The 23,437-nt window shown below is 44.3% G+C and carries 24 protein-coding genes and 1 riboswitch; of the genes, 16 read left to right on the top strand and 8 right to left on the bottom strand.

Annotation, left to right across the window (positions count from 1 at the left end; genetic code table 11):
* The first annotated feature begins 27 nt into the window (after positions 1-27).
* Positions 28-125: riboswitch (THF riboswitch) on the top strand.
* 24 nt (positions 126-149) lie between these two features.
* A complete protein-coding gene (locus EKM71_RS01650) occupies positions 150-692 on the top strand; it encodes a folate family ECF transporter S component (protein WP_125572937.1) in 543 nt (180 codons plus the stop codon).
* A 280-nt stretch (positions 693-972) separates the two neighbouring features.
* The gene (locus EKM71_RS01645; protein WP_125572936.1) at positions 973-1,413 is read left to right on the top strand and encodes a GtrA family protein; all 441 of its coding nucleotides are present in this window, start codon (positions 973-975) and stop codon (positions 1,411-1,413) included.
* 268 nt (positions 1,414-1,681) lie between these two features.
* On the opposite strand, the gene EKM71_RS01640 is transcribed toward EKM71_RS01645, so the two are convergent.
* Entirely contained in the window at positions 1,682-2,194 is a 513-nt protein-coding gene (locus EKM71_RS01640) for a VanZ family protein (RefSeq protein WP_125572935.1), read from the bottom strand.
* 252 nt (positions 2,195-2,446) lie between these two features.
* Here EKM71_RS01640 and EKM71_RS01635 point away from each other — a divergent pair, with 252 nt between their 5' ends.
* Both EKM71_RS01635 and EKM71_RS01630 read left to right on the top strand, forming a co-directional pair.
* The gene (locus EKM71_RS01635; RefSeq protein WP_125572934.1) at positions 2,447-2,776 is read left to right on the top strand and encodes a MazG nucleotide pyrophosphohydrolase domain-containing protein; all 330 of its coding nucleotides are present in this window, start codon (positions 2,447-2,449) and stop codon (positions 2,774-2,776) included.
* 227 nt (positions 2,777-3,003) lie between these two features.
* Positions 3,004-4,545, top strand: coding sequence for an endonuclease MutS2 (locus EKM71_RS01630; protein ID WP_125572933.1), 1,542 nt, complete (start codon positions 3,004-3,006; stop codon positions 4,543-4,545).
* Between the two features lie 639 nt (positions 4,546-5,184).
* Here EKM71_RS01630 and EKM71_RS01625 read toward each other — a convergent pair.
* Positions 5,185-5,724 (bottom strand): hypothetical protein, encoded by a 540-nt coding sequence (locus tag EKM71_RS01625; RefSeq protein WP_125572932.1) that lies wholly within the window; start codon positions 5,722-5,724, stop codon positions 5,185-5,187.
* Between the two features lie 480 nt (positions 5,725-6,204).
* On the opposite strand from EKM71_RS01625, the gene EKM71_RS01620 reads away from it, so the two are divergent.
* From EKM71_RS01620 to EKM71_RS01570, 12 genes are all read left to right on the top strand, one after another.
* Positions 6,205-6,765 carry a hypothetical protein gene (locus EKM71_RS01620; RefSeq protein WP_125572931.1) on the top strand — a complete coding sequence of 187 codons (561 nt, stop codon included), beginning with the start codon at positions 6,205-6,207 and terminating at the stop codon, positions 6,763-6,765.
* A gap of 92 nt (positions 6,766-6,857) precedes the next feature.
* Positions 6,858-7,508, top strand: coding sequence for an endonuclease III domain-containing protein (locus tag EKM71_RS01615; RefSeq protein ID WP_125573025.1), 651 nt, complete (start codon positions 6,858-6,860; stop codon positions 7,506-7,508).
* Positions 7,509-7,724: 216 nt separating this feature from the next.
* Positions 7,725-8,531, top strand: coding sequence for a metallophosphoesterase (locus tag EKM71_RS01610; protein WP_125572930.1), 807 nt, complete (start codon positions 7,725-7,727; stop codon positions 8,529-8,531).
* Positions 8,532-8,624: 93 nt separating this feature from the next.
* Positions 8,625-9,122 (top strand): cysteine hydrolase family protein, encoded by a 498-nt coding sequence (locus EKM71_RS01605; RefSeq protein WP_125572929.1) that lies wholly within the window; start codon positions 8,625-8,627, stop codon positions 9,120-9,122.
* A gap of 148 nt (positions 9,123-9,270) precedes the next feature.
* Positions 9,271-10,113 (top strand): alpha/beta hydrolase, encoded by an 843-nt coding sequence (locus tag EKM71_RS01600; RefSeq protein WP_125572928.1) that lies wholly within the window; start codon positions 9,271-9,273, stop codon positions 10,111-10,113.
* Between the two features lie 705 nt (positions 10,114-10,818).
* A complete protein-coding gene (locus EKM71_RS01595) occupies positions 10,819-14,241 on the top strand; it encodes a MucBP domain-containing protein (protein ID WP_125572927.1) in 3,423 nt (1,140 codons plus the stop codon).
* A gap of 527 nt (positions 14,242-14,768) precedes the next feature.
* Complete coding sequence (locus EKM71_RS01590) at positions 14,769-15,056, top strand: ArsR/SmtB family transcription factor (protein WP_125572926.1); 288 nt, start codon at positions 14,769-14,771, stop codon at positions 15,054-15,056.
* Positions 15,057-15,193: 137 nt separating this feature from the next.
* The gene (locus tag EKM71_RS01585; RefSeq protein ID WP_125572925.1) at positions 15,194-16,552 is read left to right on the top strand and encodes an MFS transporter; all 1,359 of its coding nucleotides are present in this window, start codon (positions 15,194-15,196) and stop codon (positions 16,550-16,552) included.
* A 318-nt stretch (positions 16,553-16,870) separates the two neighbouring features.
* Complete coding sequence (locus EKM71_RS01580) at positions 16,871-17,080, top strand: helix-turn-helix transcriptional regulator (protein WP_125572924.1); 210 nt, start codon at positions 16,871-16,873, stop codon at positions 17,078-17,080.
* Positions 17,077-17,310 carry a hypothetical protein gene (locus tag EKM71_RS01575; RefSeq protein WP_125572923.1) on the top strand — a complete coding sequence of 78 codons (234 nt, stop codon included), beginning with the start codon at positions 17,077-17,079 and terminating at the stop codon, positions 17,308-17,310. Before EKM71_RS01580 ends, EKM71_RS01575 begins: the two co-directional genes overlap by 4 nt.
* A gap of 17 nt (positions 17,311-17,327) precedes the next feature.
* The gene (locus tag EKM71_RS11020; protein WP_164504693.1) at positions 17,328-17,501 is read left to right on the top strand and encodes a hypothetical protein; all 174 of its coding nucleotides are present in this window, start codon (positions 17,328-17,330) and stop codon (positions 17,499-17,501) included.
* Positions 17,502-17,540: 39 nt separating this feature from the next.
* Positions 17,541-17,888, top strand: coding sequence for an MmcQ/YjbR family DNA-binding protein (locus tag EKM71_RS01570; RefSeq protein WP_125572922.1), 348 nt, complete (start codon positions 17,541-17,543; stop codon positions 17,886-17,888).
* Between the two features lie 159 nt (positions 17,889-18,047).
* Here EKM71_RS01570 and xerS read toward each other — a convergent pair whose 3' ends face one another.
* The 6 genes from xerS to EKM71_RS01540 all read right to left on the bottom strand — a co-directional run bounded on the left by xerS (position 18,048) and on the right by EKM71_RS01540 (position 23,406).
* Complete coding sequence (gene xerS / locus EKM71_RS01565) at positions 18,048-19,112, bottom strand: tyrosine recombinase XerS (RefSeq protein WP_125572921.1); 1,065 nt, start codon at positions 19,110-19,112, stop codon at positions 18,048-18,050.
* 972 nt (positions 19,113-20,084) lie between these two features.
* Complete coding sequence (locus tag EKM71_RS01560; protein WP_125572920.1) at positions 20,085-20,528, bottom strand: NUDIX hydrolase; 444 nt, start codon at positions 20,526-20,528, stop codon at positions 20,085-20,087.
* An 80-nt stretch (positions 20,529-20,608) separates the two neighbouring features.
* The gene (msrA, locus tag EKM71_RS01555; RefSeq protein WP_125572919.1) at positions 20,609-21,136 is read right to left on the bottom strand and encodes a peptide-methionine (S)-S-oxide reductase MsrA; all 528 of its coding nucleotides are present in this window, start codon (positions 21,134-21,136) and stop codon (positions 20,609-20,611) included.
* Positions 21,137-21,141: 5 nt separating this feature from the next.
* Positions 21,142-21,594 carry a peptide-methionine (R)-S-oxide reductase MsrB gene (gene msrB / locus EKM71_RS01550; protein WP_125572918.1) on the bottom strand — a complete coding sequence of 151 codons (453 nt, stop codon included), beginning with the start codon at positions 21,592-21,594 and terminating at the stop codon, positions 21,142-21,144.
* 157 nt (positions 21,595-21,751) lie between these two features.
* A complete protein-coding gene (locus EKM71_RS01545) occupies positions 21,752-22,330 on the bottom strand; it encodes a matrixin family metalloprotease (RefSeq protein WP_125572917.1) in 579 nt (192 codons plus the stop codon).
* Between the two features lie 146 nt (positions 22,331-22,476).
* Complete coding sequence (locus tag EKM71_RS01540; protein WP_125572916.1) at positions 22,477-23,406, bottom strand: manganese-dependent inorganic pyrophosphatase; 930 nt, start codon at positions 23,404-23,406, stop codon at positions 22,477-22,479.
* Between the last annotated feature and the right edge of the window lie 31 nt (positions 23,407-23,437).

Here is a 23,437-nt window from a genome sequence, read left to right as displayed (position 1 = left end):
TGGTATGCTGTTTTCTGTAATTAAATTTACGGAGTAGGAAATAAGGCGTCAAGTGCTGGTGGAACGCAATGTGAACACCGGACGAAGGGAATGTGTCCCGCGATCTTATTTCCGCATTGACCGCAGAAATGTGGCAACTCCCTTAGGAGATGTCTGAATTGAAGACGATGGCAAAGACCCAGCTACCCAAGCTGGACACGCTGAGTATGGTGACGATGGGATTATTGATGGCGTTACAATTAGTCATCAGCCGTTTCTCAATCGGTAATAATTTCATCAAGTTTAGTTTTACTTTTCTGATTGTGGCGTTACTTGCCAAGTGGTTCGGTCCTTGGTGGGGCATGATGACCGCGGCTGTAGTTGACGTTGTGGGAACACTAATGACTGGGGGACCATTTTTCCCAGGATTTACGGTGTCTGCGATTCTTGGTTCGCTGATTTATGCGTTGTTTCTCTATAAACAACCGGTGAGTTGGGGACGCATTACACTGGCTTCCGTGATTATTGCAGTGGTTGTGAACACCTTTCTCAATACATTGTGGGTGACTATGATGTACCGGACGCCATTTTGGAGTCTGTTACCTCTACGAGTGGTTAAGCAACTCATCGTGACGCCCATTCAAATTATTCTAGTGTACGGTTTGTTAAAGAGCCGAGTGATTCAAACGATTCAAGAAAGATTAAATCAATAAATGACACGAACACCGTTCCGGGTAGGCCGAGACGGTGTTTTTAAATGGTCTTTGACCGGAAATAAATAAATTAATTACTTTAACTTATATTAAACAAATATCACCACTACCGCCACACAATCCATCCTGCTAACACTGTTCAGACAACATCTAGGGGGTAAAAACAGGTCAGTGTTCCAACCCTTAATTTTTTCTATTAAATAGGGGCGGCAGCTTGCGTCATTAAAGGTTTTCAGCTATAACGAGAGAAGATAAGGATTATTCAGGGGGGACTAGCAACATGCAACGATTACTGCAACTTTACTACAAATATCAGGACGTGCTGGCCTACCTGATATTCGGCGGACTCACAACGGTCGTTAATTTGGTCGTTTTTTATGTCACGGCAACACTGTGGGGCTGGAACTATCAGGTTGGTAATGTCTGGGCCTGGTTCTTGTCAGTATTATTTGCCTATCTGACCAATCGGGTCTGGGTGTTTCACTCCCATTTTACGACGATTAAAGCACTTTTTAACGAAGTTGTGACGTTCTTTCTTGCCCGGGGAGCAACATTGATTATGGATATGGCCATTATGTGGGCCGGGGTCACGCTACTCCAGCAAAACGAGATGGTGACCAAACTGGTTGATCAAGTGGTGGTTGTCTTGGCTAACTACTTCTTCAGTAAGTGGTTTGTGTTTAAGAAAAATAAGGCCTCATCAATCAATGAACAGAATTAGCTTTTTAGAAGCCGTTACTGGTATTAGATATCTAGTGATGGCTTTTTATTTTGGTCCTAATTATTGCAGGGTACGCTGAGTTGGCTAAGGGTCATTCGTTCAAATTTTGAAGAGAATAAGCGCTCTGAGGAATTCAAGAAATACTACCGGTATCATTGACAGGGACTTATCCAAGGGTATCAGTCAATTACACCGTTGGAATATAAATAGGCACAAAAAAATGGTATTCTGCTCGAAGCGAATGCCATTTTTTGTTCTGGATATTTAGCTAAGCAATGACGCGTTCTGCATGCGCTTTGCGGGTGGCCGTTAGTCGATTGAGAATAGCAACAGTAATCCCCCCGATGAGAATTCCCAAGGCGTTGGCGAGGACGTCGTTGATATCACTGCTCCGGTTGATGAGCCAGTGATGGGAGAGAACATATTGAATCGTTTCGATACTACTTCCTACGAAGAGCCCAAAGAGACCGACATCCAGGAGTGAAAGTTTGGGTAACGCCCACTTGACTAGTAATCCCAGTGGAATTGTTAGAACAATGTTCTCCAGAAATCCGAGGTTGAAAATATCAATATTTGTCAAGTTGACGCGACCAATCCCGATTGGCATGATATAAATGGCGGTTCCGGAAAACGAAATTGGTGTAAAGAGAATGGCGGCTAGACCTGTTAAGTAGCCTAGCACTAAGAGGGCAAACCAGCGGTGCTTGCGGCCGGTTGCGACGATGAGTAGACCACTTAGTCCAGCCAGTAAGATGATGAGTAATAAGGGTTCCCAACGCATCGAACCACCTCCAAAAAAATTTGCTTGTCTGTTAACATGTTTCTAGACTACAACAGTTTTGGCGAGTACGGTGATTTTTGAGCGGAGTTTTAAGGTTTCTTGGTTCCTTTAGGGAAACCATAAGGAGTTGGTCAAAGAATCATCACACTTTTTCGGGGTGTTGCAGATATTTATTTATTTGTAAGACGTCGGTCCTGGACTCACACTTAGAATCTGGTACAGTTGAAAGAACACTAAAAGGAGGCAGACAGATTGACAATTACGACGCATCAACAATGGTTGGTTGATTTTTACCAACGTCGACACTGGTATCAGTATTCTCCTTTCGTCCATTTGAACTTTCTAACTGAAGAGGTTGGTGAAGTGTCGCGGGCCATTCGTGCGGTTGAAATTGGTCGAGATCATCCCGGCGAGAAGCAAACAACCCCGGAGGATCGTCAGGCCAACCTGCGCGAAGAGCTGGCAGACGTACTCGACCAGGTTCTAGTTATCAGTAGTCTATATGATATTGATGCCAGTGACCTGTTAGCGGCCAGCGAGACTAAGCTGACTGAACGTTTCAAGGAAAGTCAGTCAGATTGAATGGCCCTAAAAGCCACCGTCATAATTGACGGTGGCTTTTAGGTCAGTTTGCTCGAAAAACCAAGGTGTGCTAAGGTGGAAACCTATGCTAATAAGGAGTGAAGTTAATGAGTGTGATTAATTGTCGTGCAATGTCCGATATCAAACAGTACATGAATTAGCAACAGCAGGACCGACAATTCAAACCAATGAATGTTTCTCCATGCTGATTGCTGCAAGGAGAAAAAATGACTTTAAAACAGATTACCCAGCTTGATCAGATCCTCGCCACCATCGCTAGTTTTACCCATAGTGACCGGGCAGCGAATGCCTTACAGACATCCCCCAACGTGACGGCTATTGAGACTGTCCGTCAACAGTTAAGATTGACGGCCGAAGCCCATCGTTTACTCGCCAATGATGTCATGTTAACGTATTTTGATCTGGATCAGCTGACAGCTTTACAAACTAAACTAGACCAAGGACTCTTACTCACGGCGGAACAGCTGGGAATGGTCAGTGACTTTTTGACGAACCTCCAACGATTGGCGACGGTTCTTCGTGAGCACGAACAACTTGCACCAGGGTTAACGGCCATGTTGGCCTCCGCCAAGGGGCTAAGCGGCTTACATGGCCGCCTAGCTCACGTGATTGTCAGAGGGCAGGTTTCGGATGACGCCACGCCACAGCTTGCCGATATTCGACGCCAGATTAAGAAGCAACGCCAACAAATACAAACGACGTTAAGCCAGTTTGTTCAGAAACATTCGAAGGCGGTTCAGAGTAATCGTCTGATCACCCGGAATGACCGGGTTTGTGTGCAGTTGAAGGCTAGTTATAAGAATCGATTTTCGGGCCAGGTTGTGGACCAGTCCGGGACAGGTTCGACGGTATTTTTTGAACCCCAAGCGGCTGCGAAGAAATCGGCTGTATTGACCAGCTTGATCAATGCTGAAAGCGATGAAATTTATCAATTACTGGCCACATTGACTGGGGACGTTCTTGATCACTGGGACGATTTGAAAGAGGACCAAGACTTACTTAGTGACTTTGATCAGACTATGGCTAAGGGACAGTACGGTTTGGAAACGGATAGCCGTCTTCCTAAGCTGAATACGGACCAATATATTAAGATTATAGCTGGACGCCATCCCTTGCTTGGACCGGATGCTGTGCCTTTGGATATCGAGCTTTCGTCCCATCAAGGTTTGATGATTACCGGTGCAAATTCTGGTGGGAAGACCGTTGTGCTTAAAACGATTGCGTTGTTTGCATTGATGGTTCAATTTGGTTTGGAATTACCCGCCGATAAAGGTACAGAGATGGCGGTCTTTAGCCAGTTCTGGGTAGATATTGGTGATAATCAAAGTCTTACCGCTCAGTTAAGTACCTTTGCTGCGGAGATGACAACCTTGGTCGATATGACCGCTAATATTCAGACCAATGCGTTGGTCCTACTTGATGAAATTGGGAGTGGAACTGATCCCGAAGAGGGGTCTGCCTTAAGCATTTCGATTATCGAGTACCTCCGCCAACGTCAGGCAACAATCATTGCGACAACTCATTTCAGTGCCATTAAAGAATATGCGGTTGATTGTCCAACATTTATGACGGCTACCATGGCCTTTGATCCCAAGACATTACGGCCAACTTATCGTTTACTACTGCATCAGGTTGGCGCTAGCGAAGCAGTTTGGCTAGCGGAACGTTTAGGATTGGCCCAGCCGATTTTAGAGGACACACGACGTCGATTGGCTGAGAAGTCTCAGACGGGACAGGCTGGTCGATGAGTCATTTAGATTGAATGATAAATAAAACTGGTTTCGGAGATCGTCATGATCTTCGGAACCAGTTTTGGTTTGGAATCATTTAAATGAAATGACTCAGTGGGGGTGTGACAACGAGTCTTAGATACCTGTTGTAGCCACTCTTCCTATAATCGCAGGGCGATATTGAACAGTTGTCGTGTTTTCTTTGACAGTAGTTTTTGTCGCTTTAGCAGAAGCAGTTGGTTTGTAAATATCGTCCTAGAGTCCTTCAAAGACGTCTATATCTGTGGAACAAGGGTCATAGCGATCAATCGTAGACTTATTGTAATATTGAATATAGTTGTCTAATGTCAGATAAAATAATGGTGCCGAAGAGTCGCTATCTTTTTGGAGTGTGAAAGAAGCTTTGACTTGATGGCCGTTTTCAATTTTACGGTAAAGTTGAAGTACTGTTCCCTTTTTATGAGAAGGGGTCTATATTTTTTTCATGCTTTTGAGAGATACCCACGTACATGGCTTTTCTTGTTCGAACATAGCCGTGATAGGGAAGCTTGAAGTATTGACTAGCCGCTTCGATACATTTTCATTATAGGATATTAAAGAGTTACATGGCAAAAATTTCTCAGAAAATAAATGAATTTTTGAAAACTTACACGCTATCTATTTATTTCTTTTTGAACGTTTTCTTTCGTGGCGCTCGTGGCGATTCTCAGTCTGTAGAGCAGCGTTATGACGCATTTCCATGGGATACTGTCGCGACGCCAGTAACCAGACACTACCACGTTGGACCAGCAAGGTTATGCCTAAATAGAGGAGCAAGGTTACCGAACTTCCGGTCCAAATGCGGTCCACAGCTAGATGGCCGGCAATGCCGATGATCCACCAGACTAGTGTGAGCCAATTGCCTTGGCGCATGACGAGTCCTGCATCGTTTACCCAAAACTGGTAGGACCAGGCCCGTAGTCCAGCGAAGATAACAGCACTAGCTAAACTTAGGCCACCGAAAATAAGCGCCTGTTGTAAAGTGATTTGTAAATGTTGTTTCTGAAAAGCGTCCCCGATTGAAGCGGCACCTAATAAAACGACTAAAATATAAAACTCAATTTTGAAACGAATAATTTTAGGCGCCAGTTGCCGCTTAATAACGACAAATAGTAGCCAAGCACCCAGAACGAGATTAGTTAGGTCTAAGTTTTGCATGAGCTTCCTCCTTAAATTGTGAAATCAAATTTAGATTTTTAGTATACACCTTTGATAGAGGTAATTATTTCAGAGTTATCTATTTGGGGAGAGAAAAAAGGATAGTTCATGGAAAAGGGATACTGCTGAGTCAAATAGTGTTAGCACAAAGATATTCATAATTGCGTTTAAGCCAGTCTAAAAAAATGAGACGTTCAATCTGTTATGGTGGGATTCTGATGGTTAGACCAGTATGAATTATAATTCAGTGGAAGACTAGCATCGCATTCTTGATGCTTGCCAGAAGAGCTGTTGGATGATAAGGTTTAGGGGCTCTAAGATTTCATCGCTGAAACGGGTGGCTATTTCAGCTGTATTACGCCATTAAGAAGTTTCTTAAACATCGTTTCGTTAATATATGTCTGCTAAAGACCGGATTGATCTGATCGCTACATCTGACACAGGCATATTGGCAGAGTTGAATCGAACGGAGGAATTGATATGCGACATGAGAAAACGAGAAAACAGCTTCAAATTTGGTTAGCAATTCTGGGAGTTATTCTGACACTGGGTCTAGGGGCAGCCGTGACCAAGGCCGATGCGGCTAAGGTACCAAGCCAACAAAAGTTACGAACCGATAAGTCCTATTATATCAAGAAGAATAAAAAAGCACTTCGGGCGGCGACGCTGAACAAGAAGGGGCTATCGATCGCTTGGAAAGAAGTCGTGTCACATAAGATCAAGTTACTCAAACGTCTAAAGAAAGTCGTCGCTCAGGAAAGAGGAACCGTTTATACGTCAAAACAGGCGAAAGTCCTGACTCGCAAGATCAACAAGCTTAATAAGAAGTATGTCATTAAACTAAAAAAGTTGAAGGCGCAAAGGGTTCCTGCGGATATTGAGCATAACTATTACATATTCCCCAATGGGGACATTGCTTTCATGCAGGAAAAGGTAAAGCAGGTTGGAAATACCACCTACGTTCTTCATGGTCTTCATGAGCTTAACGGCGTTTTTCATAAGTTTGGTGGCCATGGTGCTGGATTCACAGTTCGTAACTAAATTCGGCAAATTTAGTTTGTTCTCTGACTTTTTGCGGTAAGATTGATTTATAAAGATACCGTCATGAAGGACGAGAGAGGTTGGCATTACCTATGCTAAAAGATAAACAGATTGCCTGGGCCATTCATCAAATGGAAGCGGATATTGGTCCTGTTGGCCCTTCGTTGGACTCTAGAACACCTTTTCAATATTTGATCTCGGTGATCCTTAGTGCACAAGCAACGGACGTATCGGTTAACAAGGTCACACCCATACTATTTGCGAAATATCCAAATCCAAGTGATTTAATGTTAGCTAATATTACTGATGTGGAAATGATCATCAAGAGTGTGGGTCTATTCCACAACAAGGCGAAGAACATTATCAAGACTGCTAGAATTGTTCATGAAGAACTGAATGATGTGATTCCGACCGATCGTAAGGGAATTATGGCTTTGCCAGGGGCCGGGAGAAAGACAGCGAATGTTGTTCTGAGTGATGTCTTTGGCGAGCCGACCTTTGCTGTTGATACACATGTCTCTGCCATCTCAAAGCGTTTACATTTTGTCGGACAAACAGCATCCCCACTGCAGGTGGAAAAGAAGATCGTTAGTGTTTTGAATCCTGAAGAATTACATCGTGCACATCATACCATGATCGAATATGGTCGGAAGTATTCGATGAAGCTTTCTCCAGATAAAGAAGTTTGCCAATTGATTATCGATTGTGATAACTTGAATGAGGAGAACGAAGCGGTACGTTAGTTTATGAAAGTCACTAATAGTTTATGGGACAGCATCTATCCAGTTGTGGCGGATGCTGTTTTTCGTTTGTTGGAATCAAAAGGTAAAAGCTAATCTTTTAAGGCTTGAATTATGCAATAAAGTACTAGCAGACGGTATGATATAAGATAAGAATGAAAACTCAGACTTTATATTGCGGAGTCCAATCGGAGACATCAAAATGGAAAGGAGCGCGTCGTGTTGTCAAAATATACATTTATTGGCGATATTCATTCTGCCGCTGACGATCTTGCCATTTTGTTGCAAGCCGAGTCGTTGAAAAATAGTCGGTTGGTATTTTTAGGCGATTACATTGATGGCAGATCGACTCGAATGGGTACCCAACAAACAGATAGCATTGACCCATTAGCCGTCCTCGATCTCATTATGGAGAGGGTTAATGAGCATCACGATATTGCTTTGTTGGGCAATCATGACGATTTTTGGTTACAAACGGCATACGGAGATGATTTCAGTTACCAGAACTGGCGGGTAAATGGGGGATCACATACCTGGCGAAAATTAGGAATCCATTCTAGCAACTTTATCGTTGTTGCGGACGCATTGCGTCGAGAGCCATTACACCAATACACCCATTTCTTAGCACAGTTGCCACTGACTTGGTCGAATGATTATATGCTGGCAGTTCATGCTGGCATAAATTGGGATTATCCGCTTAATCAGCAGATTCGTGATGATTTGCTCTGGATTCGTGACGACTACTACTATGGTCATGCGCGATCGTGGCATAGTAACCAAACCAATCGGATTATCATTACCGGTCATACGCCGGTCCAAACGATCGCGAATAATGGTTATGGTTATATCAAGATGCAAGCAAATGATCAAGACTGTCCACGGTATTTGATTGACGCTGGAAGCCGGTCAGGAGCCAAAAATGGCGGTATTTTTGCGCTTACGCTTTCGGAAACGGGTGATGTGCTTGCTAAGGATTGGGTTGTCAAGCAACACCTATTTAGCGGGGACAAAACTATCGAGCCCTAAATAAGACTAATTCAATTTTTTATAGTTTGAAGGATACCGTAAATAGCGTATGATAGAAATTAAGCTGAAAGAATCCTGAAGGAGGCCATCAACATGGCAGACGTCTTACTGGTCATTGATCTTCAAAATGGTGTTTGTTACGGGAAACAAACCGCAGCAAACATGCCCCAAGTCATTGCAGGCATTAACGCTCGAATTACGGCGTATCGCAAGGCTAAGAAACCAATTGTTTTCATCCAACATTCGGATGAGGATTTGGTAGAAGGGACCCACGATTGGGAATTGATTCCTGAACTGGATTATCGTGACACGGATCCAATCGTTTCTAAGCATCACGCCAATGCCTTTTTCCACACTAATTTGCGGCGTGTTTTAACGAGCTTTGCGGCAGAGTCATTGGAGATTTGTGGCGCACAGGTTGAGTACTGTGTCGATACGACCACTAAGGTAGCTCATGGTATTGGTTATGATTTACAAATGACACGGGGGCTAACGACTACTGTGGATAATAAATTTATGACTGCGAAGCAAACCATTGCTTTTTTTGAGGGCATTTGGAATCAACGTTTCGTCACAATGCTAGAAGCCTAGTATCTCAAGTTCATCGCCGATCGCGATGAACTTTTTTTATGAGTTAGTAAAGGACCAAAGGCGATTAATTATTGAAAACAGGCTTGTCTTAGAGTCCACATTAGGGTTTATACTCTTGCTATTAAACAAATGTGGGGAGATACATTTTATGAAAAAAAGAGGTTTTCTGGTTTTGGGGATTGTTTTGTTTGGGTTAGTGAGTTTGGCAGCATGTGGAGTAACGCCACATCGTCACCATACTGTTTCCCTAGCCAATCCTAGTAAGTACGAACCAACGTTATTTTTCCACGTCTGGGGAAGCAGTACGCATGCTGAGGAACAGATGGCTCATGCGCTGGTCAATGCCGGTCTAACCCACACCATCGTGCGGGCAAATGTGAGAAAAGATGGAGAGGTGATATTATCTGGTCATTTTCGTGAAGGGGATTATCGCCCGATCGTTGAAGTTGGTTTTGAGGACAATCATAATACCAATGCACAACAGTGGGGACAATGGGCTAAAGCAACCGTAGTTAAGCTGCAGCAAACTTACCATACGAAAAAGTTTAATGTGATTGGCCATTCGATGGGTAATATGGCTATTATGTATTATTTGCGGCATAACGATCGCAGCTTGCCAAAATTACAGAAACAGGTCGCCATTGCAGGCCATTTTAACGGAATTCTAGGTATGAATGATGAGCCTAATCGAATGAAGTTACGGGCCAATGGCAAGCCCGAGAAAATGCAGGCGGATTATAAACGACTGTTAGCCCTCCGCAAGACCTATCCTAAACAGGTTTCAATTCTGAATATTTATGGGGATAAAGATGATGGGTCGCATTCAGATGGCTCGGTTAGCAATGCTTCCTCTCAATCATTGCGGTATTTGGTCTCAGGACGAGCTAAATCCTATCAGGAACGCAAGATTGTTGGTCCCAGGGCACAACACAGCAAGTTACATGACAACGTGAAGGTCGATAAGCTGTTGATTCGTTTCTTGCGAAGTTAAGTGATGCTTGTTTTGCGTATAAATGAAGCGATTAAGATAACAGATGTAGTGAGGAGAAAACCTCACTGCATTTTTTTGTCTAGTCGGTGTGAAAAATTTAGTTTTATCGAAGTTTAGGTCAGTTCGTCAAAAATTTAGCCGGGAGCTAAGCTTATGATTGCCATTCCGAACAGTTATGGGGAGTGGACAGGTTGAGTATAGGGAGGGTGACAAATTGTTAACAAAAAAGCATATTTAATTCGTGGTAGATAGCCATCGGACTATACCAATGCTATTTTTAAACAAAAGACTGCTGAAGCGAGAGCCTGGAATTCAATTAAGCTGGAGAATGTGCGACTGCTGATGTTGTTTTTAGCCGCGGTCATGAAACGGGGATAAGACCTGATAAATACTATATCTTGAGCTGAAAGTTGATGGTTGAAATTGAAATTGTATTCATGATTCACCATGGACATCATCTTTAGCGAATCTAGTATTTCTGGTCAAAAAGTGACTTTTTTTAAAAGGTATACCAATCCCGCTGTTTTCAAGCAATTGCGCGACATTTAATGTTACGCGGAGAGTCATTGTTTGATGGCGATAATTCTCTATTTGATTGTGCACGTCTGATTTTATTTTCTTCTGCCGGTCAGCCTGATAGGATGTTAGTCATCGGAGATAGAACAACAGACAAAATCAAGTTAAATAACTTTGGAGGAGAAAGTAATGGCACAAAACGTACGAACGAGTCTTTGGTTAACGGCGGCAGTAGCACTGGCGGGGACGGGGTTATCAATGGATGTCACCACGGCCAATGACGATGTTTCAGATAAGATTAAGACAAGTCATGTGAGTCGAAAACGGCAATCTATTGGGGATTGGATGCCTAGTCCAGACTTACAAAAGATTGTTTTGAAAACGCTTCAGCAAATGGGGAAGCGAATAAAAACCGTCGAAGATATCAAGCCGTCATATATGAATGATATTACAGAAATTATTGTTGATAAGGACAGTGTTGTTGGTAATGGGGTTCAGAGTCGAACTCCGGTGAGCTTGGAAGGTTTGGAGAAAGCAACCAAGCTACATACTTTAATTTTAGATGGTGCGGCAACAAACTATGACAATCATGAGAATACATCGTACGGCGAACATCCCATCGTTTCGCCACGTGGTAATGTCGTCAATGTGAAGCCGTTACGAGAACTAACAAATTTGAAAACATTAAAATTGCCTAACAATCGCTTGTCCGACGTGCGGTCTTTAGCAGGTATGACTTCTATTCAGAACTTAGATTTAAGTGGATGTCAAATTGAAGACTTTGGGGTATTAAGTCATTTAGACCTAGACAGTTTTAATGGTGATAATCAGTTTATTTCTAAATCGGTTGTTCTGACAAATAATCGACTAGAGGGACGTATTGTTAATGAAACGTTTACGATTGATCGACGACGTTATGCTATGGATTCGGTCGATCGATTTGCAATCCCTATGTATACTGAAGAAACGCGACAAAAAGAAAATGGTACCCTACTATCAAAAACACCATTTTACAAGATTCACTTCAGCGGTGGTGAAGGCGAAAATGATGGTGATCAAGGATTAGTCTTTAATAAGATGAAGTATCCAGCAGCTGTGAGACCACGTGATAACTTTACAGATGGTAAGATTACGAACACGACCGCCGTCAAGGACCGGTATGCGATGATTGGTGAAATTCGGGATAGCATTAATCCAAATCGGATTTTATGGACGTTTGTGGTTCATTATCGACTTAAGGATGATTCGGCACCAGTGAAGGTTTCCTATGTTGATACGCAAGGTAATAAGATTGGTGAGGATGAATTACTAAGAGGTGGCCTTGGTGAAGATTATGACGCACAGCCAAAAGATCTTGATGGTTATGCTTACAAGGAAACTAAAGGGAACTTAACAGGAAAGTTTACTGATAAGGAACAAAGCGTTGTCCATATTTTTCAAAAAATAGATGATGAAGACAGTGATGATGGTTCCGACAACAACAGTGATGGATCGGATGGTTCCGACTCCGATAATGGTTCCGATGGGTCGGATGGTTCAGATTCAGGCAGCGGTTCCGACGGCTCAGATTCAGGTGATGGCGACTCGGATAGTAACGGTGATTCCGATGCCGGTAGTGATGGATCAGACTCTGAAGACGGTTCCGATGGTTCAGATTCAGGTGATGGCGACTCGGATAGTAACGGTGATTCCGATGCCGGTAGTGACGGATCAGACTCTGAAGACGGTTCCGACGGCTCAGATTCAGGTGATGGCGACTCGGATAGTAACGGTGATTCCGATGCCGGTAGTGATGGATCAGACTCTGAAGACGGTTCCGATGGTTCAGATTCAGGTGATGGCGACTCGGATAGTAACGGTGATTCCGATGCCGGTAGTGACGGATCAGACTCTGAAGACGGTTCCGACGGCTCAGATTCAGGTGATGGCGACTCGGATAGTAACGGTGATTCCGATGCCGGTAGTGATGGATCAGACTCTGAAGACGGTTCCGACGGTTCGGATTCAGGTGATGGCGACTCGGATAGTGACGGTGATTCCGATGCCGGTAGTGATGGATCAGACTCTGAAGACGGTTCCGATGGCTCAGATTCAGGTGATGGCGACTCGGATAGTGACGGTGATTCTGATGCCGGTAGTGACGGATCAGACTCTGAAGACGGTTCCGATGGTTCCGACGGCTCGGGATCTGGCGATGGTGATTCTGATTCCGATAGTGACGGATCTGGTGGTAATGTGACTGGTCCTGGTACTGGCGGTGGTAATGGGAACGGTGGTCAACCAGGTGACGGATCCGGTGAAGGAGACGGCGGCGATGGTTCCGACGGCTCGGGATCCGGTGATGGTGATTCTGATTCCGATGGCGATGGGTCTGACGGTAATGGAAACGGTGGTCAACCAGGTGACGGATCTGGTGACGGCGAAGATGGCTCCGACGGGTCAGGATCCGGCGATGGAGATTCCGATTCTGATAGCGATGGGTCTGACGGTAATGGAAACGGTGGTCAACCAGGTGACGGATCCGGTGAAGGAGACGGCGGCGATGGTTCCGACGGCTCGGGATCCGGCGATGGTGATTCCGATTCTGATAGCGATGGGTCTGATGGTAATGGGAACGGTGGTCAACCAGGCGATGGATCCGGTGAAGGAGACGGCGGAGATGGCTCCGATGGGTCAGGATCCGGCGATGGAGATTCCGATTCTGATAGCGATGGGTCTGACGGTAATGGAAACGGTGGTCAACCAGGCGATGGATCCGGTGAAGGAGACGGCGGAAATGGCTCCGACGGCTCAGGCTCAGGCGATGGTGATTCCGATTCTGATAGCGATGGGTCTGATGGTAATGGGAACGGTGGTCAACCAGGCGATGGATCCGGTGAAGGAGACGGCGGAGATGGCTCCGATGGGTCAGGATCCGGCGATGGAGATTCCGATTCTGATAGCGATGGGTCTGACGGTAATGGAAACGGTGGTCAACCAGGTGATGGATCTGGTGATGGAGACGGCGGAGATGGTTCCGACGGCTCAGGCTCTGGCGATGGTGATTCCGATAGCGATGGGTCTGACGGTAATGGAAATGGTGGTCAACCAGGCGATGGATCTGGTGACGGCGGAAATGGCTCCGACGGCTCAGGATCCGGTGATGGTGACCTAGATGCTGAAGGTGATTCTGATAGTGACGGATCCGGTGGTAATGTGACTGGTCCTGGCACTGGCGGTGATAATGGAAACGACGGTCAACCAGGTGATGGTGGCGCCGGAGACGGTTCCGATGGATCGGCTGGTTCCGATTCTGATGATAGTAATGATACTGGTAGCGATGGATCTGGTACTGACGGCAGTGATGGCACTGATAACAACGATTCTGATAGTGGTAGTACCACAGGTTCTAATGACGATAGTGAATTTGAAGACGATTCAGCAGATGGGGTGACAGATACAGCTGGTAACAGCTATGGTCATTCTGGGGGCTATGGTGGTGGAAGTAGTTCCAGTCTAGGTAATAGTACATTGCCACAGACTGGCGAGCAGAAGTCACAACTCGCTTGGATTGGAGCATTGTTCGCCGTATTCACACTTAGTGGTTGGAAGAAGCGACGGGATCGTGATTAGCAACAAGAGCAGGAGAATAGAAGACGAATTAAATGATAGTTCATCCAACTATTAGCAGATGTGAAATCGTAAGATATTACGGACACCTTAAGAAAGTTGACCTCAACAGACAGAGTTAAATTTAAACTTTGTAGTAACTAGATAAGTTTATGTGGATTAAAAGCTTTTCAACATTTGACGCAGCCCTCTAAATTGGATTCCCTCCAATTCAGAGGGCTGCGTTATGTCGATAGTTAGGTTAAAAAAAACAAATTTTAGAATGATTTTTTCATGATTATAGAGTTTCTGGCGCGACGAGATGTAATGTGCTTAGTTAGAGAAAGTATCTATTTTCTAATGGTTATAGATGGTAAGCAATTGGGAATGATCCCAGAGTCGCTCAGTGGTGTGATATGCTATTAACAGTATTTGAAATGGAAAATTCATTCAATGTGTTTAGTACCTTGACCGATTTTCAAATCATAGATACCTTAGTTTTTAAATTAGTATCTCTTGCGAAAAATTCAATTTCTAGTAGGATGGGAACTATGACAAAACAGATGCATACAATTGAAGAAAGTACAAAGGTCTTTAAAGCACTAGCTGATCCGATTCGATTAAAAATCATTGGATATCTGAATCAGTTAGACCACGAGGTCTCTTGTGGTGAGGTGGGCCAAGTTATGGGAATTAGTAAGACGTCAGGCTCTTATCATTTTAAAATTCTCCAGGAGGCAGGATTGATCACGGCGCATAAGATTGCACGAGAAAAATATGTTGCACTAGACCGATCGACATTCGACCAGTATCTAACACATTTCTGGCAAAACTTATAGTTACCTAGACCAATGAAGAAACGATCATCGAGATTGTTTCTTTTTTATTTTGGCTCTTGCCAGGTCAAAATTGACATGCTATGTTTAAATAGTTCAAAAACATTTGAACTATTTTGTGACTTTAAGGAGACGGAGAAATGGTAGGGAAAGAGATTAAATCAAGGTGGATCCTCTTACTAACGTCGCTAGGTTTTTTCATGGCAATGATGGATGCCATGATTGTAACGACGGCCTCAATTGCAATTCGATCAGACTTTCATATTTCGGTAAGTACCCTGCAATGGGCACTAAACGCCTATAATATTACAATTGCAGCTGTGCTGTTGGTTGGTGTTTCGCTAGGGGAGCGATGGGGGCGACGGCGAATTTACAACTGGGGCATTTTAATCTTTACGGTCGGGTCCATACTCTGTGCTTTAGCAACCAATATCAATTGGTTAATTTTGGCTAGGATTATTGAAGGTCTGGGGGCTTCGGTTATGACGCCAATGTCGATGGCGATCCTCACGAATGCTCTGCCAAAGAATCAACGGGGCCGAGCACTGGGAATTTGGAGTGGAATTGGGGGACTAGCTCTGATTGTGGGACCATCTTTGGGTGGATTTATCGTGGCCCAGTTAACGTGGCAATGGATCTTTTGGATTAACGTTCCGGTGGGTGTCCTGGCAATTGTCTTGTCCCAACGTTATTTACCAGAAAGTCATGGTCAGGATAGTTCAATTAATTTTGTCGACAACCTCTTAATTATGTTTGCCATGGCTGGATTGATTTGGGCCTTGTCTACCACGACTGGGCAGAGCGACGGTGAGCTGGCCTTGGTACTCGTAATTGGTTTGGTGAGTCTGGGGTGTGGCGTTTGGTTTGTTTACCGTCAATTTCGGGAGGACATGCCGATGATGCCACCGATCTTTTTTCGGGAAAGAAATTTTACGGGTGGAAATCTTGCAACCGCCTGTCTCTATGGCGCGATGTACGGCGTGGTATTTTTCCTTCCGCAATATCTGCAAAAGAGTCCTGGCTCCACGGCACTAACGGCCGGGCTAGAACTTTTACCGTGGACAGGGACCTTAGTTGTGGTGGCCCCTTTTGCTGGACGAGCGGTCGATAGATTTGGGGAAAAGTGGGTAGCCACGTTAGGATTGCTGTTCCAAGGCATCGGCTACTTATTAGTGGCACTGTTTCTTGATAAAAGTTATGTGTGGTTAGTTTTACCACTAATGCTGGCAGGCGTTGGGTTGTCAATGGCTGGCCCGGCGCTGCAGAAGACGGTTCTAGGGGCTGTTCCTCATTTGGCAATTGGACAAGCCTCTGGAATCTATAATGTTTTCCGTTTGCTAGGTGGGGCGTTAGGAACCACCATTGCTGTGCTCATTTTTTACCATTTTGGGAACGAAGGCTTTGTTAGTGGGTTCCATGCAACGATGATTGGCACGGGTATAATGTCGCTACTAGGCGTCGTGTGGTCATGGCGGCTGAAGTCTAATAAGTCAGATTAAGACAAAATTAGTGATTCACACCGTTTCATCAACCCCTAGACCACTCAAGGCCTGGTGGTTTATCCGTTTGTGCGACAAGAGTGGAGCGCCATAGATGCGTCAGAAACATGGCGTGTGGTACCCAATAATGATATATATGAAGAGTCAGACTGATAATCCGATAACGGAGTACTCTCAAAGTAGTGACGCATTTAGGCTTATAATTTTTGGCTATTTTTCTGATGAGCAACACAATGAGTGTCAAAAAGTATTTATAGTTAATGTCAAATATGTTTTACTTAAAGTGTCAAATAAGTTATACATGAGAAGGCGGAAACGTTGCAAAATAGTATTGCCGTTCGGCGTAAGAAACTAAAGTTGTCTCAGGCAGAGGTGGCGGAATTAGCTGCCGTAACGCGTCAAACGATTAATGCCATTGAGAATGATAAGTATGATCCGTCGTTAACCTTAGCCTTTAAACTGGCACAGATTTTGAATACATCGGTAGACGTTCTGTTTGATTATCAGTCGGAGGGGAATGCCAAATGACGCATGCACAAAAAATTGTTCGCTTCACTTTTTGGGTAAATAATTATTTCTTGGGAGTTATCATCATTTTACTGTGGGGACATTCACCAAACTGGCTGGGACCTGTAGTCGGGGTGGTTACTGCCGTAGCATTGTGGTACACAGTCTGGTATCTGCAGAAACGGTTGGGTGTCAAAAAAGTATGTGGTCTGTATTTCGTAGACGATGAACGTGAAAAGCAGTTGCACTAAGGGTTCACAATACCTGCATGATGAGCTATATGTACGGCATTTTGGGAGTGATGCTGGCGATTACCATCGTAATGGATTGGCAATTGACCATTCGGGTCTTTAGCAATATCATCTTGTCTCTGTTACTTCTGATTCTGTGGGGAACTAATTGTCAGTATTATTATCTGTGGCGCAAGTATGATAACGCCTAATGTTTAATAGCACCATTGTCCTAACTTAGGGGCATCGTTATGGAAATGACAAAGGGAGCCCTTATTGTATTTAGCTGTGAGAGCAAGAAAGTTAGTGTTGATGAACCGTTTAACGCCCCGGATCGCCGCAATCGGATTGTTTTTGAGGCCTTACGACATGCGGCCAGCAAGAAAATATTTGGCCTAGCCTATGTGAAGAAAGGCGTCTTGTACCTCGATTTGAAATGTAACTCGGAAAGTATTGAAGAGCTCGTTGATATGATGCCTTACATCTTACCAGGACAGCATTTCTCGAAAAAACACTGGATCACTTTGGACATTAGTCAGGTACCATCAAAGGAAGTCTTGGAAAAACTTATTGATGTGAGTTACCAATTGACTGATTAAATTAAGTGGCATGATAAACACGAATCAGTTCAGTCATGTTCTTTTTATCGAGGCCACTTAATCTCTGAAATAAAATAAAAGACCGTTATATACCTTATGGCTGAACGCAATTCATCCCATAGTGTATAACGATCTTTTTTATTTATTGTGTTTTACCAGCTACATCTTTTCCAATCCTTGACGTTGTTCCTCATCGATGATGTGCGTGTACAGCCCCGTTGCACTAGTTGAATTCTGTCCCAACTGTGTAGCCACTAGTTGTTCATTCTTAGTTGCCAGATAGAGTTTAGAAGCCAACGTATGCCGTAATTTATGTGGCGTGACCCGGACCTTAAATGCTGAAGAATACTTAGCGACCATTTTTTCCATCGAGTTGGCTTGCATTCGTGAGGCTTGGCCCCGATAACTGCTGAGAAATAAGGCACGGTCACTACTGGTAGCGTGATAAATCTCGATTCGTTGATCGATGTAGTCTTGAATGTAGGGCAGCGTCCATGGGGCAATCGGGACCGTATCTCGTTGACCACCTTTACGGACCACACCAATCGTTCCAGTCTTTAGGTTAAGATGGCGTAGATCTGCGTTAGCCGCTTCGGATACCCTCAGACCACTGCCCAGTAACAAGGCGTTAATAGCGAGGTCACGCCGCTTGTCACGGTGAAAATACCGTTTCTGAGCGGGGGAAAGCTTAGCTTCATAATTGTTGTCAATGAAGTCAAGGTAATCGTGATCTGTATTTCCCAGCATCAATTTAGTCTTTAGATTGGCCGCTCGGGTCGCATAAGTCTCGCTAGTTCTGACTAGTGCAATTTTATGCATGACGTTACGGTCAAAGTAGGCCTCACCATGTTCATCTTCAGTATCCTCCGTGAGGTACTTAAAGAGAGACGAGAGGGCGTTTAGGGAACGATTGATAGTCGGATGGGTTCGGCTTCCAGGAGCGCCTGTGAGCTTTGTCTGGTTCAGTAGGGCTGACTTGTACAGTTCGACAGTTTCTTTTTTTAACTTTGCCAAGACTTGAATGTTAATATCGGCGGGGCGGGTAGCCGTGGTAAAACCTTCACTGATGAGCCAGTTGAAGAAACGCCGATACTCCGTGAGGTATTGGTATAGTGTGGCAGGTGATAAGGGGACGGTGGCCTTGGCCTGATAGTATTCTTGAACGTACCAGGGTGCGATGGCCAGTTCTTCGTTGATTAACTTTAAATAGTGCTGTTTTTCCATAATAGAAGCGGCCTCCAAACGTATGTTCTCATATGCTATATGATACCGGTGAATGGAAAAATTAGCAAGTCCCCCGTCTGTGATTTTGGGTACTACTATCTTTAAAATATTTGTTTTAATGAAAATTGTTGATCTGATCTAACCGATTCATGGCCAAAACTGGTGATGACTACCTCTGGTGACTGTAGTAAAAATACGATCATGCTACGATGGAAACCACTTCAGTCATGAATCATGGTCCTAAAATAGGTTTCCAATTCTCTGTAAATGCTGATATGTCAATGTTTTCGGACAATGCCGATTGCTGAAATGTGGCTCGTTGAGAATACTATGGTCACGGAACAACTCGTGGTCAGTTAAGACGTATATTTTTAGCGACGCTAGTCTATGACTGGCTAGCCATCATATTCTCAGGAATATTGCAAATCACGTGGCCGGGTCTTAAGGTCTTTTTTTAAACGTTATGCACCTGGCGGCGGTAGCAAGTCCGCCAAATACCGTTTATTTGTTTGATCCCAAAAAGTAGTCAATTCGAACGTTGATTCTGAGCACACGTTCAGATATTAGACGGAGACCTGACCATGAAATTAACGCAGAATCCGCCTGTGATTTTAATGGTTCCGTGATTTGGATGAGTTTAAAAGCTGTGAGCACATACAATGAAAAAATAGTAACTGACGTTGTCGAGGCGATGTTGTTTTAGTCAGCACAGTTTGCAACGCAAGTTAAGCGTTACTTGTGTGTTGCATCCGGCTTATTTTTTTAAGTTCATTAGTGATGAAACGCCAAGCTAAAGTCGGCAGACTAGCAACGAAGCATGAACAGCGTTTGCAGCTGGATTACGGCAATAGGGAATAGCCAGTTTCAGATTAAATACAGAAAAGCATTCTACTTTACATAATATATATTATCAAAAGTAGACTCAAACTTCTTTAAACAGCTATATTCACCATAAATCGCAATCCTTTTTAATTAAAGTTTTTCTAGTTCAATTAAAATTCGTTTCGTAATCGGTGTTAAGTTATCTGGTAATGCCGTCAACGCAAAATAATCAATCGTTTCAATCTCTGAGCTTGTGATGTCTTGCTGACTTGTTGCTGTCAATTCATAGACGGCTGTCACCGAATCAATCTGGTCCTGATTCGGATATGTGTATTGCATACCAGTACCACTAACAATCGTCAGTAATTTTGGCTGTTGACCGTCTATTCCAGTTTCTTCGTGTAATTCACGCTGCGCGGTGGTTACCAATGATTCATTAAGTTCCTTAGACCCGGCCGGTAATCCCCAAAGCCGATTATCAGTTCGTTTAACTAGCAATAATTGTTGTTTCTTGTTAATGACGACTGCTGCTGCACCGACCACAATTAAAGGTCGTGACCCGATTACTTGTCTGAGATCTAACACGTATCCCATTAAGAGACCTCCAATAATTTTAAATCAATTGTAACATGCAAAAAGTGGCCTTACTAGTCCAGTAAGGCCACTCATTCCGTTTATTCTTGGGTCCAGTGTTGCTTAATGAAGTCCTCACGGCCACCCATTTCTTCAATTTGGTAGCGAAATGGGTTCTTGTGGTAGAAGTCCTGGTGTTCTTCCTCTGCCGGATAGAATGGCTGAACATCCTCAATAGTTGTTACGATCGGTGCATCAAACTGGCCACTCGCGGCTAGCTTGGCTTTAGAAGCCTCGGCTACTTGGCGTTGTTCGTGACTATTAACGAAGATGACGGGTCGGTAGCTGTCACCACGATCTTGGAATTGACCACTGGCATCAGTTGGATCTGTTTGCCGCCAATAGATCTCGACTAAGTCGGCATAACTAATGATGGTGGGATCAAAGGTAATCTCAACGGCTTCAGTATGCCCCGTCGTATGACTGGCAACGTCCGCATATGTTGGATTAACCGTGTGACCGCCCGTATATCCGGAAATCACGCTCTTAATACCAGGCTGGGTATCGAATGGTCGAACCATGCACCAAAAGCAACCGCCGGCAAAAATTGCTGTTTGTGTTTCACTCATTGTCGTCACTCCTTATTTGTCGGAAAAAGGTCTTCAAAACCGTGATATCCGTTGGCCTCTAATTGATCAGCTGGAATAAACTTCAGCGCAGCGGAATTAATACAGTAGCGAAGTCCCCCACGTTCCTGTGGGCCGTCGTTAAAAACATGTCCAAGATGGGAATGGGCATCTGTACTTGTAACCTCCTGCCGGACCATGCCGAATGAGTGGTCGGTGTGCTCCTGAACGTTAGCAGCATCGATCGGCTTCGTGAAAGACGGCCAGCCGCATCCAGCGTCGTATTTGTCAGTCGAACTGAACAATGGTTGACCGCTAACGACGTCGACGTAAATGCCAACTTCATTAAATTGGTCGTACTTTCCAGTAAAGGCAGGTTCTGTGGCCGCATTCTGAGTCACTGCAAACTCTTCTGTGGTCAATCGTTGTCGCAAGTCTTCTTTTGATTCGTTTGAATTCATTAGGATTCCTCCAATCGATTGTACACAACTTATTACTCTCTCAGTTTAAAGGTTTTCTAATAAAAGGCAATTAATTAGCCTCTAAAATTCAATCATGACTAACAAAAACACCTCACCATTGGTAACGGCAAGGTGTTTTTGAGAGTTGTTTAAGTCCCTAGTTGGTCGTCTGCCCAGCGGGTGTTTGGTAACGCCCTTTGACACCGTTAATATCCACTCTCTGAATGCCAACGGCACGGTTACGGTAATACATCACGCTCTTCTTGGATGGATTGTGGGCTAATCCCATGGCGTGACCTAATTCATGCTCGGCCACGTGAATGGCATCAGACCGTGAGTAATCGTATTCCTTAATTAAACGAGCGTTCAGTCGTGAATGGACAGAGATAAAGTAATTGTCTCGGGCCCAGAATTCAGTTAAACCGACGTCGTTTCCCATTGCTTGGGATTCACTTTTAGAAGCGGTCCCCAAAGTAATTTGGGCTTTGCTGGTAGAACTAGGCTTAAACTTGAATGCCCCGGTTGCGTTCCAGGCATCGATGGCAGACCGCCAAATAGACCTAAAATAAGCCGATTTGGTGGAAATCACATAGGTCGCTTGGTCTTTTGCGAACCGCTGCGCCCCGAATGGTGTGGTTGTTGCGGCTGAAGCAGCAAGCCCCCCAATTTGGCTGACAAAAAGACCCACTGTTACGACTGTTATTAAGGCTTTACGGTACCATGTACTTCTTGTCATGCAGAATCCCTCTCCTCTAAGGGAATGTGCCTAACGGCTACCATCGGCCCGTATTATAGCAAGGTCTGCTTTTCCTACCGAAAAAAAACGCTCATCGAAGAATAGTTTCTTCAATGAGCGTTTTATCTCAAGACTAACGAGATATATTAAGCGTTAAAGGCTTCGGTTAATGGTGGCACAACTTGCTTCTTCCGTGACACAACACCAGGAAGACTAGCACGGTTGTTAGCCAACTTTGTGTTAAAGGCAGTTTCAACGACAGTCTTAGGTTCACCAGCAACGATGAGTTCAGAGTCGCTGTTCAAGACATTAGTTGCCAAGGTGATGAATAAATCGTAACCTTCGCTAGCAATTTCGTCTTGCATCGCTTTTTCCAATCCGGCCTGACGGGAAATGACATCGTCCAAATCAACGGTGTTGATTTGACCAATACGCACGCTGTGACCGTTCATGTCAAAGGACTTAGCGTCCCCATCGATCAATTCCTTGTCGCTCTTAGCAGCTAGATTAGTACCGGCCTTAAGCATGGCAATTCCGTAGCTTTGAACGTCAATGTCGGCAATTTCAGCCAAGGCACGAACGGCTTCGCGATCCTTGTCAGTCGTGGTTGGCGATTGCAATAACAAGGTGTCAGAGATGATTGCAGAGAGCATCAAGCCAGCCAACTTAGCTGGGATTTCAATCTTAGCTTCATCGAACATTTCCGTTAAGATCGTGCTGACACAACCAACTGGTTCTGCACGATAGTACAGAGGAGCGTCAGTGTGGAAGTTGGCGATCCGGTGATGGTCGACGACGAAAGTGACTTGAACCTTGTCAATGTCTGACACACTTTGTTGGGCTTCGTTGTGGTCGACCAACATGACTTGGTCAACTTCATTTGACACCGTCTTAACGACTCGTGGTGCTGGCTCGTCGAAGTGGTTCAAGACGTAATTGGTTTCCATGTTAGGTTCGCCTAAGGCAACCGCTTCAACGTCATAACCACGTTGCGTTTGGTAGTAGGCAAATGCTTTAGCAGCAACAATTGCGTCTGTATCAGGATTCTGGTGACCAAAAATTAAGGCTTTACTCATTGAAAAAACTCCTTTAACAAATAGATTTTTA

Origin of the sequence: Levilactobacillus huananensis (assembly GCF_003946145.1) — a bacterium.
GTDB classification, from domain to species: Bacteria; Bacillota; Bacilli; order Lactobacillales; family Lactobacillaceae; genus Levilactobacillus; species Levilactobacillus huananensis.
The sequence above is the reverse complement of the archived record's forward strand: the minus strand, read 5'-3'. Positions and strand labels throughout refer to the sequence as shown.